6 protein-coding genes, 2 tRNA genes and 2 rRNA genes (1 of these 10 cut by a window edge) are annotated in these 12,328 nt (G+C 62.6%); 6 read left to right on the plus strand and 4 right to left on the minus strand.

Annotation, left to right across the window (positions count from 1 at the left end):
* Positions 1 to 52 precede the first annotated feature (52 nt).
* Together ACQR0Z_RS05415 and ACQR0Z_RS05420 are read right to left on the minus strand one after the other, a co-directional pair.
* Positions 53 to 460, minus strand: coding sequence for a hypothetical protein (locus tag ACQR0Z_RS05415; protein WP_434917903.1), 408 nt, complete (start codon positions 458 to 460; stop codon positions 53 to 55).
* A complete protein-coding gene (locus ACQR0Z_RS05420; protein WP_434917904.1) occupies positions 461 to 1,324 on the minus strand; it encodes an alpha/beta fold hydrolase in 864 nt (287 codons plus the stop codon).
* 268 nt (positions 1,325 to 1,592) lie between these two features.
* On the opposite strand from ACQR0Z_RS05420, the gene ACQR0Z_RS05425 reads away from it, so the two are divergent.
* Positions 1,593 to 2,240, plus strand: a complete 648-nt coding sequence (locus ACQR0Z_RS05425; RefSeq protein ID WP_434917905.1) for a TIGR02594 family protein — start codon at positions 1,593 to 1,595, stop codon at positions 2,238 to 2,240.
* Positions 2,241 to 2,467: 227 nt separating this feature from the next.
* Here ACQR0Z_RS05425 and ACQR0Z_RS05430 read toward each other — a convergent pair whose 3' ends face one another.
* Entirely contained in the window at positions 2,468 to 3,253 is a 786-nt protein-coding gene (locus ACQR0Z_RS05430) for an MOSC domain-containing protein (protein WP_434917906.1), read from the minus strand.
* Positions 3,254 to 3,477: 224 nt separating this feature from the next.
* On the opposite strand from ACQR0Z_RS05430, the gene clpB reads away from it, so the two are divergent.
* On the plus strand, positions 3,478 to 6,117 hold the full coding sequence (gene clpB / locus ACQR0Z_RS05435; protein WP_434917907.1) for an ATP-dependent chaperone ClpB: 2,640 nt from the start codon (positions 3,478 to 3,480) through the stop codon (positions 6,115 to 6,117).
* A gap of 98 nt (positions 6,118 to 6,215) precedes the next feature.
* Here the strand turns inward: clpB and ACQR0Z_RS05440 are convergent, their stop codons facing one another.
* Positions 6,216 to 8,273: a peptidoglycan DD-metalloendopeptidase family protein gene (locus tag ACQR0Z_RS05440; protein WP_434859882.1), complete on the minus strand. Its 2,058-nt coding sequence runs from the start codon at positions 8,271 to 8,273 to the stop codon at positions 6,216 to 6,218.
* A gap of 811 nt (positions 8,274 to 9,084) precedes the next feature.
* On the opposite strand from ACQR0Z_RS05440, the gene ACQR0Z_RS05445 reads away from it, so the two are divergent.
* From ACQR0Z_RS05445 to ACQR0Z_RS05460, 4 genes are all read left to right on the plus strand, one after another.
* A 16S ribosomal RNA gene (locus ACQR0Z_RS05445) occupies positions 9,085 to 10,573 on the plus strand.
* 244 nt (positions 10,574 to 10,817) lie between these two features.
* Positions 10,818 to 10,894, plus strand: a tRNA-Ile gene (locus ACQR0Z_RS05450).
* 136 nt (positions 10,895 to 11,030) lie between these two features.
* A tRNA-Ala gene (locus ACQR0Z_RS05455) sits at positions 11,031 to 11,106 on the plus strand.
* A 417-nt stretch (positions 11,107 to 11,523) separates the two neighbouring features.
* Positions 11,524 to 12,328, plus strand: a 23S ribosomal RNA gene (locus tag ACQR0Z_RS05460) (it continues 2,053 nt past the right edge of the window).
* The 16S and 23S rRNA genes sit together here with 2 tRNA genes alongside, the layout of an rRNA operon.

Consider the following 12,328-nt stretch of genomic DNA (forward strand, 5'->3'; position numbering starts at 1 on the left):
CGGTGGGCATCCAGCACGCCGCAGCTTCTCGGGGGACCTACAGCAGGCGAGACTAGAACGGCTCGCATGCGGCATTTTCAGACTTTGTCCGGCATAGATACGTGTAAACCCGGCGGTCGCTTCCGGCCTCAATCGTGAAACTCTGCCCATCGATGGCAGTGATATCGCCGAATCTCTCGCCGCCTAAGCGGAGCTCATTGCCGCTGAGCATGTATTCTTCGCTCCAATCCCATGCGTCGTGTGCGTGATAGGTGAGGCCGTCGGCCACACCGTCAGGCCGGAAGCAGATCTTGTGGGACGCCTCCAATCTGGTGCGCTCCACTCCGTTCTTCGTGTCTGTCTTGTAGAGGTTGTATTCCCAACAAGCGCCGATGATCGTGGACGGCTCGGCTGCCTTGGCCGACACCGTCGATGTTGCGATGAGAGCGGCCGCTGCGAGCGCTAAATTGATTTTCGGCATTCATGCTCCCGATGACCGCGGATCGCGCGGCTCCCATCGCCCGGCCTCCACCAGCGCGATGAAACGCTCCACGGCCTCGTTGAACAGCGCCGGCTCCTCCAGGTTCAATACATGCCCCGACTTCGGAAAGACCGCCAGACCCGACGCCGGCAGGTGCCGCTTCAGGAATAGGCTCGGTTCGATGCAGGCGTCGTCCTCGTCGCCGCAGATGATCAGGGCTGGCGTGGTCACGCGGCGGATCGCGTCCGCCATCGTGTAGATCGAGGGCCTCGCGCCTTGGAAGCCGCGCATGGTGTTGGCCGAGCCTTTGGCGTCATGGCGGGCCAGGGCGGCGTAGAAGTCGGCGTGGCCGCGCGGGTCCTTGACCAGGAAGGGGATGCGGCCTGGGGCCTCGCGCGTGACCTTGGCGGTCTCGGCTGAGCCAAGCGTCTCGAACTGCTCGGCGGTGGCACGGCACTGCGCGCGGAAGGCGTCGAGCTGCGCGAGGTCCGAACCGGAGCCGACGCCGGCCAGCACCATCGAGCGGATGCGATCCGGCGCGTTCAGCGCCACCTGCAGCGACGAATAGGAGCCCATCGACAGCCCGACGAAGTGCGCGCTGTCGAGGCCGAGGTGATCGAGCACGGCCAGCGCGTCAGTATGGAAATGCACGTAGCTGTAGGCGTCGGGCGAGGCCGGCACGTCCGACGGCGTATAGCCGCGGGCGGAGTAGGCGATGCAGCGGTGGCGGCGCGCGAAGAAGCGCAGCTGTGGCTCCCAATTGGTGTGGTCGGCTGCGAACTCATGCAGGAAGAGCAGCGGCGTGCCGGCGCCGACCTCTTCGAAATACAGGCGAACGCCGTCTTTCGCCGTGGCGTAGGGCATCGTCAGCTCCTCCCGTGTCGCGTGCCCGATCATGACTGATCGCGCTGTGCGCGACAACGCAGCGCCTCCTCGTCCGATTTTGGTCGCACAATAAGCGCGGAATCACCCTCTCGTCGCCGCTTTTTCGCCATCCATGGTCATGGTTTCGTCACATCCCGACTTTTTACGGACCCCGCTGGCGGCTCGAACGGAGCCGGGCTGAGGACACGGGGGTGCAGGTCAGGGGGCCAAAGTCAGGTCCTCGGGGGAAGTAACAGAAGGAACGAGTATGGTTGTGTCTACCCTTCGCCGGTCGCTTCACGTCGTTGCGCTCACCATGGGAGCGGCTGTGATTGCCGCCACTGCAACACCGGCTCAAGCCCGTCCGCATCACGGCTCGGGGCATCACGCCCACCGCAGCTATGGCGGGCATCACTACACGAAACATCATCATCACCGTCGTACGGCCCGGATGTCGCGCTGGGAGCGCGGCGTGGCGAGGATGCAGGTCACCGGCGTCGCCGACGCGCAGGCCAGCCTGATGATGCCGGGAACGGCGTCCGAGGGCATGTCCGGCGGTTTCGGCGGCGGCAGCAGCGTCGTCTCGGCGGCGCGCAGCTACATCGGCGGCGGCAATCCGACGGGACGGCGCAGCCTGTGGTGCGCGCGCTTCATGAACATGGTGCTGGAGCGCACCGGCCATCGCGGCACCGGCTCGGACATGGCGCGCTCGTTCGCGAGCTATGGCCAGCGCGTCTCCGGCCCGCAGGTCGGCGCCATCGCCGTGATGAGCCGCCGCGGCGGCGGTCACGTCGGCGTCGTCTCGGGCGTCGACGCCCAGGGCAATCCGATCGTCATCTCCGGCAACAACGGCAACCGCGTCCGTGAGACGGCGGTCTCGCGTGGCCGCGTGTATGCGTATGTGATGCCGAACTGAGAGGTTCGGCAAGCCGGGTGAGGGCGGCACCGCCCGTGCGGCTGCCCCTCACCCCAACCCTCTCCCCGTAAGAACGGGGCGAGGGAGTACACCGCGACTCGGGGCGAGAGATTGGCTCCAACAATGTCGTCATTGCGAGCGTAGCGAAGCAATCCAGGGCCACGCTCACGGTCTGGATTGCTTCGTCGCCTGCGGCTCCTCGCAATGACGCGCGGAAAAATCTGAACTCACACCAGCCGCGGCTGCTCGACCGCGAGCTCATCGCCGACCGCGATGTCGCCGGCTTCGATGACCTCGGCGTAGATGCCGCATTCGTTGTTGCCGCGGGCCTGCATCAGCGCGGGCGGGATGTCGAGGTCGCGCGCGGCGGTGTCGGGGTCGACATTGACGGCGGCGCAGCGGGTGGTGGTCTTGACCACCTTCAGCCGCGCCGAACCGATCCGGATCATTTCGCCCAGCAGCGTGGCCTCGGACCACGCTGGCCAGCCGGTGACGTAGATGTTGGCGCGGAAGCGCAGCGGATGCACGGTCGCGCTGACCAGCTTTTCGATCTCGGTGACCGAGGCGAGGTTGATGATCGAGACCACCTTGCGCGCCAGATCCGTAAAGGCGTAGCCGCCGCCGGACAGCAGCCTGGCCGGGCCGCGCAGCTCATCGGCGAACTCGCGCGCGAAGAATGCCTCGATGGCGGCGCGGCCTTCGGTGCTTTCGAGATCGGATTGCGCGACGATCGCGCCCTCCTTGCGGATGGTGAGGATGTTGGTCGCGTCCTCGAAATGGGTCTTGAACCCCGCCAGGCGCTCGTTCCGCATCAGCATCAGATAGGCCGTCTTCGGCTTCCACACCGGCGCCCCCGGATCGAAGCCGGTCGGGCCGTTCTCCAACGCGTAGCGCCGGTCGGCCGGCAGGGTCTCGCCGACCCGCAAGGGCGCCGTCTGGAGCGGTTCCGGGGTAAGGCCCTTGACCGGGTAGCGGTACAGGCCGGTGATGCGCGCGGAAGGGATCTGGATCATGCCGCCTCATAGGAGATTCCTGACCTGCCGGCCAGGGCACACGAATTTGTGAAACGACCTCTTCCGTTTTCGGCAGGCCTTCCCACATTTCGTGTCAAGCCGGGCCACAGGCCGGCGACGTCACGGGTTGCGGCGTTGACGGACGTCAACGTGTGCCAATCGAAACCCAATGAAGATGCTGGAACCGTGCCTTCGGGGCGTCACAGCAGGCTGAGGGAAACATCATGAATATCGACAAATATACCGAGCGCGCGCGGGGCTTCATTCAATCGGCGCAGTCGCTGGCGGTGCGCGACGGACATCAGCAGTTCTCGCCGCTGCATCTTCTGAAGGTCCTGCTCGACGATGGCGAAGGCCTCGCAGGCGGTCTGATCGATCGCGCCGGCGGCAATTCGCGCGCGATCCTGAAAGCGACCGAAGACGCGCTGAACAAGATGCCGAAAGTGTCAGGCAGCGGCGCCGGGCAGATCTATCTCTCGCCCGAACTGGCGCGCGCTTTCGATGCCGCGGAGAAGGCGGCCGAGAAAGCCGGCGACAGCTTCGTCACGGTCGAGCGGCTGCTGCTCGGGCTTGCGCTCGACAAGAACAGCGAGACCGGAAGCATTCTCGCCAAGGGCGGCGTGACCGCACAGAACCTCAACGCCGCGATCGAGAGCTTGCGCAAGGGGCGCACGGCCGACTCGGCGACCGCCGAGAACGCCTATGATGCGCTGAAGAAATATGCCCGCGACCTGACCCAGGCGGCGCGCGACGGCAAGCTCGATCCGGTCATCGGGCGCGACGAGGAAATCCGCCGCACCATTCAAGTGCTGTCACGGCGCACCAAGAACAATCCCGTGCTGATCGGCGAGCCCGGCGTCGGCAAGACCGCGATCGTCGAGGGCCTCGCCCTGCGCATCGTCAATGGCGACGTGCCGGAGAGCCTCAAGGACAAGCGGCTGCTGTCGCTCGATCTGGGCGCGCTGATCGCCGGCGCCAAATATCGCGGCGAGTTCGAGGAGCGGCTGAAGGCCGTGCTGCAGGAGGTGACGGCGGCCGAAGGCACATTCGTGCTGTTCATCGACGAGATGCACACCCTGATCGGCGCCGGCAAGGCCGACGGCGCGATGGATGCGTCGAACCTCTTGAAGCCTGCGCTGGCGCGCGGCGAACTGCATTGCATCGGCGCGACCACGCTCGACGAGTACCAGAAGCATGTCGAGAAGGACGCCGCGCTCGCCCGCCGGTTCCAGCCGGTCTATGTCACCGAGCCCACCGTCGAGGACACGATCTCGATCCTGCGCGGCCTGAAGGACAAATACGAGCAGCATCACGGCGTGCGCATCACCGATAGCGCGCTGGTGGCCTCGGCCACCTTGTCGAACCGCTACATCACCGACCGCTTCCTCCCCGACAAGGCCATCGATTTGATGGACGAGGCGGCGGCGCGGCTGAAGATGCAGGTCGACTCGAAGCCCGAGGAGCTGGATTCGCTCGACCGCGAGATCATCCGGCTCAAGATCGAGCAGGAGGCGTTGAAGAAGGAGAACGATCTCGGCTCCAAGACAAGGCTGCAAACGCTGGAGAAGGAGCTCGCCGATCTCGAGGAGAAGTCGGCGTCGCTGACCGCGAAGTGGAGCGCCGAGAAGGACAAGCTGTCGAACGCGCAGAAGCTCAAGAGCGAGCTGGATGCCTTGCGCATCGAGCTCGCCAACGCGCAGCGCCGCGGCGAGTACCAGAAGGCGGGCGAGCTGGCCTATGGCCGCATCCCCGACCTCGAGAAGCGGCTGGCCGACATCGAGGCCAAGGAGACGAGCGGCGAGATGATGGAGGAGGCGGTCACCGCCAATCACATCGCGCAGGTGGTCTCGCGCTGGACCGGCGTGCCGGTCGACAAGATGCTCGAGGGCGAGAAGGACAAGCTCTTGCGGATGGAGGAGAGCCTCGCCAAGCGCGTCGTCGGCCAGTTCGAGGCCGTGCATGCGGTCGCGACCGCCGTCCGTCGCTCGCGCGCCGGCCTGCAGGATCCGCACCGGCCGATGGGCTCGTTCATGTTCTTAGGCCCGACCGGCGTCGGCAAGACCGAGCTGACGAAAGCGCTCGCCGGCTATCTGTTCGACGACGAGACCGCGATGGTCCGCCTCGACATGTCCGAGTACATGGAGAAGCACTCGGTGTCGCGGCTGATCGGCGCGCCTCCCGGCTATGTCGGCTATGACGAGGGCGGTGCGCTGACCGAGGCCGTGCGGCGCCGGCCGTATCAGGTCGTGCTGTTCGACGAGATCGAGAAGGCGCATCCGGATGTGTTCAACGTGCTCTTGCAGGTGCTCGACGACGGCCGCCTGACCGATGGCCAGGGCCGCACCGTCGACTTCCGCAACACGCTGATCATCATGACCTCGAACCTCGGCTCCGAGTTCCTGGTCAATCAGCCGGAGGGCGAGGATACGTCGGAGGTGCGCGAGCTGGTGATGGGCACGGTGCGGAGCCATTTCCGGCCCGAGTTCCTCAACCGCGTCGACGAGATCATCCTGTTCCACCGCCTGCAGAAGAGCGAGATGGGCCGGATCGTCGAGATCCAGTTCGCTCGTCTCCAGAAGCTCTTGGAGGATCGCAAGATCACGCTGTCGCTGGACGATGATGCCCGCGACTGGCTCGCCGCCAAGGGCTGGGATCCGGCCTATGGCGCGCGTCCGCTGAAGCGGGTGATCCAGCGCAGCGTGCAGGATCCGCTCGCCGAGATGATTCTCGCCGGCGACATCAAGGATGGTGACAAGGTCGCCATCTCCTCGGAAGGCAATGTGCTGACCTTCAACGGCCGCGCGCATCGCACCGCGGAGATCGCGACGTTCGAGGCTCCGATCCCGAAGCGCAAGCTGAACTGAGCCCGGCGATCGGCCGCACTCAGACGGCCAGCATTGAAACGGCAACGGCCCGCGCTCAGCGCGGGCCGTTTGCGTTCGGGGCCGACCGGGGAGCGAGGCTACCGGTTGACCTGGATCGGTCCGGCATCGGAGATGCGCGAGGCGCCGGCGCCGCGGGTGGTCATCATCTGGTCGACGCGGTCGCGCTCCTTTTCGAAGGAGGCCATGATCTGGCCTTCGAGCGAGCGGCCGCGCGGCAGCTTCACGCGCATCGGGTCGACGAAGCGGCCGTTGACCAGGATTTCGTAGTGCACGTGCGGGCCGGTCGACATGCCGGTCGAGCCGACGAAGCCGATCACCTGGCCCTGGCGCACGCGCTTGCCGGGCTCCATGCCCTTGGCGAACGCCGACAGATGGCCGTAGGCCGTCTCGTAGCCGTTGTTGTGCTTGATGCGGATATACTTGCCGTAGCCGCCTTCGGTGCCGACCTTCTCGAGCACGCCGTTGCCGGAGGCAAAGATGGGCGTGCCGTAGGCGGTGGCCCAGTCGACGCCGGTGTGCATCTTCACATAGCCGAGGATCGGGTGGCGGCGGCCGCCGAAGCCGGAGCGCATGATCGCGTTGTTGACGGGCTTGCGGACCAGGAACTTCTTCGCGCTCTTGCCGGTCTCGTCGTAATAGTCGACGACGCTGTCGTCGGGCGTCTGGAACCGGTAGTATTTCTTGGTCTCGCCGCCGACCGTGAGCGAGGCGAACAGCACCTCGGTCTTGTCGTTATTGCCCGGCTTGTCGTCGTCGTCGCCCGCATAGAACACGTCGAACGAGTCGCCCGGCTGCACCTTGCGCTGGAAGTCGACGTCGTAGGAATAGATCCGGATCATGTCCTCGATGACGGGCGCCGGCACCTTGTTGCGCATCGCCGTCTCGTAGATGCTCTGGTAGAGGCGGACGCCGGTGCCGTCATCCTCGTCGTCATTGGTATTGTCGGCGGTCTCGGTGACCGTATTCATGCTCTGCACGTCGACGGCGACGTAGCGGCCGAGGTCGGACAGCGCCGCGACGGCTTCGATCATGGTGTCGTTGGCGACGACGACGCGGACCGGCTGTAGGCGGGCGCCGGGGGCAGGGCTGGTCGGCGCCATCAGGATGCGCAGCTTCTCGCCTTCCTTCAGGCCGCCGTCACGGCCGCGGGCGCCGAGCTGAGCGGCGATCGCCTTGGCCTCGTCGGGCGTGGCGCCCTGGTCGCGCAGAATCGTCGCGACCGTATCGCCCTTTTTGACCAGATGGACGCGCTCGCCGAGCGGATTGCCGCCGGTGATCTGGTCCTTGGTCTTGGGCAGCAGGGTCACGTTTTCCGGAACCACCCGCGTCTCGAACCCGGCATAGGGGTCCGGCGCGCTGCCGTCGCTGGCATAGGACAGCTTGATGTCGCCACCTTGGACAGCGCCGGAGACATCGGCCGCGGCGTTGGCGAGCGAGGCATAGCGGACGCCGCCGGTGTTGCCGCGCCAGTTGGCCGCATCGCGCACGCGCATGACGATCTCGTCGAGCGCCACCGAGGCCGCGATCTTGGCCTTCGGCAGCACGGTCGCGAGGTCCTTGGTGACGAATGACACCTCGGCGTCGGGCTCGACCGCCTCGGGATTGTTGGGATCCTCGCCGGAGCCGGTCTTGTCGTTATCGGTGTCGCTGAGCAGGCGCTGCGCGTTGAACGGAGGAATCTTCGCCGACAGATCGCTCGTGGTCATCGAGAGGTTGCCGGAGATCCGTACATAGGGACGGACCCGGATCACCTCGCGCGTCCCCGCGCGGGTCACGGTGGAGATACGCACGACGTTGCGGGCGGCGGCCGCTTCGCTCGGCGGCGGCAGGCGATCGCTCTTGCGCAGGGTGGCGACGCGATCATTGGCGCCGAACGCGCCGCGCAACGCGCTCTCCACCCGTTCGGGCATGCGCGCGAAGGTCATCTCGCCGTCGAGCGACGCAAAAACGGCGCCGCCGATGAGAGCCGCGCCGCACAGACCCGTCAGAATCGTACCGGAAAACCATTGGACAGAGACGCGACGGCGATCGATCACCGCGGCTTCGGAGCCATCGACCGATAGCGGCGGCTCATGACCGAGATCGATCATGCCGACCTCGCGTCCATACCCCCCGCGTGACGTCCGATGGTTCAACCTCAGTCCCCCAAGTTCAAAGTCAGCACCGAGATCACTCAGCTGCCGGTTGGCGTAGCGTTAGCGTCTAAGACAAACGGCTCGGAATGATGGCGCGTCTCTGACGGTTCGAGGCTCTTGGGTGTCGAACCCTGCAAACCGCCAACCGCTGTTGTTCTTCAGGATCTCTCGATGTCGTCTCGGTCGTCTGAATCGGGCGAAGGGCTCGCCAATTCCTTGATCTGGATCATCCGTGAGCCGATGGCGCTCCCCGCTGGAGCCAAATCAGCTCAGGTCGATGCTTAACAAATCGTCGCAGGATTGTGGCCCAAGTGGGGCACGATGTCCGCAAGAAATCGGGCATCCGGGTGGCTACGGAAAAAATCACCCGATGCGACGATTTCATGAAATTCGTCGTTGACACCCCGATCGGCTCCCCCTATACACCCGATCACTGAGCGCGGCGCCGCTTCGGGACACACCGAGGCGAGCATTCGCGCCAATACTGCTCCTCACTTCGTTGAGTGGTGCACAACCGGTAGAACCCGGTTGCCCATCGCCGTCGAATAAGGTTGCGGAACCCCTCCAAGAGAGGGTGGGACTGAGGTCCCGGGCTGTTTGACAAGTGAAGATGAAGAAAGAGAAACGTGGACGGCGGAGTCCTTGCGGGTCTCGGGATTGAGAGCTTCGGCTTTTGGTTCTGAGATCGGACGAGAAGACTTCGGCGGACAATGTTTCAAAGGTAACACCATGGTCTTTGCGCTGTGAAGCGCGGGACTGATTGGTGGGACCTCGTCAAACGTTGTGATCAGCCGGTTCAAAGCTTCAAGTTCAACTTGAGAGTTTGATCCTGGCTCAGAGCGAACGCTGGCGGCAGGCTTAACACATGCAAGTCGAGCGGGCATAGCAATATGTCAGCGGCAGACGGGTGAGTAACGCGTGGGAACGTACCTTTTGGTTCGGAACAACACAGGGAAACTTGTGCTAATACCGGATAAGCCCTTACGGGGAAAGATTTATCGCCGAAAGATCGGCCCGCGTCTGATTAGCTAGTTGGTGGGGTAATGGCCCACCAAGGCGACGATCAGTAGCTGGTCTGAGAGGATGATCAGCCACATTGGGACTGAGACACGGCCCAAACTCCTACGGGAGGCAGCAGTGGGGAATATTGGACAATGGGCGCAAGCCTGATCCAGCCATGCCGCGTGAGTGATGAAGGCCCTAGGGTTGTAAAGCTCTTTTGTGCGGGAAGATAATGACGGTACCGCAAGAATAAGCCCCGGCTAACTTCGTGCCAGCAGCCGCGGTAATACGAAGGGGGCTAGCGTTGCTCGGAATCACTGGGCGTAAAGGGTGCGTAGGCGGGTCTTTAAGTCAGGGGTGAAATCCTGGAGCTCAACTCCAGAACTGCCTTTGATACTGAAGATCTTGAGTTCGGGAGAGGTGAGTGGAACTGCGAGTGTAGAGGTGAAATTCGTAGATATTCGCAAGAACACCAGTGGCGAAGGCGGCTCACTGGCCCGATACTGACGCTGAGGCACGAAAGCGTGGGGAGCAAACAGGATTAGATACCCTGGTAGTCCACGCCGTAAACGATGAATGCCAGCCGTTAGTGGGTTTACTCACTAGTGGCGCAGCTAACGCTTTAAGCATTCCGCCTGGGGAGTACGGTCGCAAGATTAAAACTCAAAGGAATTGACGGGGGCCCGCACAAGCGGTGGAGCATGTGGTTTAATTCGACGCAACGCGCAGAACCTTACCAGCCCTTGACATGTTTGGGACCGGTCGCAGAGACGTGACCTTCTCTTCGGAGCCCGAAACACAGGTGCTGCATGGCTGTCGTCAGCTCGTGTCGTGAGATGTTGGGTTAAGTCCCGCAACGAGCGCAACCCCCGTCCTTAGTTGCTACCATTTAGTTGAGCACTCTAAGGAGACTGCCGGTGATAAGCCGCGAGGAAGGTGGGGATGACGTCAAGTCCTCATGGCCCTTACGGGCTGGGCTACACACGTGCTACAATGGCGGTGACAGTGGGAAGCTAAGGGGTGACCCTTCGCAAATCTCAAAAAGCCGTCTCAGTTCGGATTGGGCTCTGCAACTCGAGCCCATGAAGTTGGAATCGCTAGTAATCGTGGATCAGCACGCCACGGTGAATACGTTCCCGGGCCTTGTACACACCGCCCGTCACACCATGGGAGTTGGCTTTACCTGAAGGCGGTGCGCTAACCAGCAATGGAGGCAGCCGACCACGGTAGGGTCAGCGACTGGGGTGAAGTCGTAACAAGGTAGCCGTAGGGGAACCTGCGGCTGGATCACCTCCTTTCTAAGGATGGCTCTTCAGTCTGATCTTCGGATCACGATCTTCGGATCGCGCACTATCGAGCTGTTTTAGAAACATCAGGGGCCAACACGATCGCCAGATCGGGTTGAGTTCCATTGGCGGGATTTCGCCGTCTTCGTTTCTCTTTCTTCGCGGACGAACACGCTGCCTGGGGCTTGGCGCTGTGCATCATCATGGCGCTGAGAAGTGCCGGGTGGTTGACTTGATCCGAGCCTCTCAAGCGTTAGGGCTTGTAGCTCAGTTGGTTAGAGCGCGCGCTTGATAAGCGTGAGGTCGGAAGTTCAAGTCTTCCCAGGCCCACCACGCTTCGCCTTCGGCTACGCGTGGCGCAGCCTCGCTCTTCAATGAGCGAAGCGTGCCCGGCGAAGCCACTTGGCGAAGACGGGCAGTCGGTCAATCGTCTCGACGATCTAGCGCAAGCTTTCGTCTTTCCGAGTATGGGGCCTTAGCTCAGCTGGGAGAGCGCGTGCTTTGCAAGCATGAGGTCGTCGGTTCGATCCCGACAGGCTCCACCACGCTTCGCCCTTTGGGGCATCGCTTACGTGTTCAATTCGTCCGCGAGACAACATTTCGCATTGTCTGGTCCTCACCGGGACTTCAGGCAACTGCGTGTTATCTGACATCGTGAAGAGGAGATCGATCCGAGTAGGGTCGTGCAATGAAGGGCCACCGCGCAAGCGGTCCGCACTTCGACTTTGCACCGACGCCTTCACTATCTCCGGGTCATTTCGGCGCAAGCTGAACGCTGTGAAGCGGGCTGCTTGTTGTAAATGACTCTGTTCGCTGCGCTTGACCGCACGGCGATCGGTTCGATCTTAAGAAGCAAGCTGGTCTTTCTAATCAGTGTCCTGTGGCTTCCTGACGCTTGTCCTTCGGGGCAGGTGAGGGGCTGACAACATTCTGCCGAGTGTGTGGACATTGATAATGAGAGCAATCAAGTGCCTTAAGGGTGTTCGGTGGATGCCTTGGCGCTGAGAGGCGATGAAGGACGTGCTACGCTGCGATAAGCCGTGGGGAGCTGCGAAGAAGCTTTGATCCGCGGATTTCCGAATGGGGAAACCCACCTTCGATAGCCGGAACTCCAAGACCTTGGTTTTGGGGTTCAAACAGGAGACTGCGAAAGCAGGATGCTGGAGGATCTGAGGCCGTGAGGTCTTGGATTTCCGGTTATCAAGAGAAGGTATGAGACTTCTGAATACATAGGAGGTTTCAAGCGAACCCAGGGAACTGAAACATCTAAGTACCTGGAGGAAAGGACATCAACCGAGACTCCGCTAGTAGTGGCGAGCGAACGCGGACCAGGCCAGTCATGAATGTGAGCCAACCAGAACCTGTCAGGAAAGCAGGGCCTCAGAGGGTGATAGCCCCGTATGGGTAATGCGAACATTCATGCTCGAGTAAGGCGGGACACGTGCAATCCTGTCTGAACATGGGGGGACCACCCTCCAAGCCTAAGTACTCCTCAGCGACCGATAGTGAACCAGTACCGTGAGGGAAAGGTGAAAAGCACCCCGACGAGGGGAGTGAAATAGACCTGAAACCGGACACCTACAAACAGACGGAGCCCAAGATGCGTTCTGGGTGACGTCGTACCTTTTGTATTATGGGCCAGCGACTTAATTTAACGAGCAAGCTTAAGCCGATAGGCGTAGGCGTAGCGAAAGCGAGTCTGAATAGGGCGTCAAGTTCGTTGTATTAGACCCGAAACCTAGTGATCTAGCCATGAGCAGGTTGAAG

It is taken from the genome of Bradyrhizobium sp. HKCCYLS3077 (assembly GCF_051167555.1).
Taxonomy (GTDB): domain Bacteria; phylum Pseudomonadota; class Alphaproteobacteria; order Rhizobiales; family Xanthobacteraceae; genus Bradyrhizobium.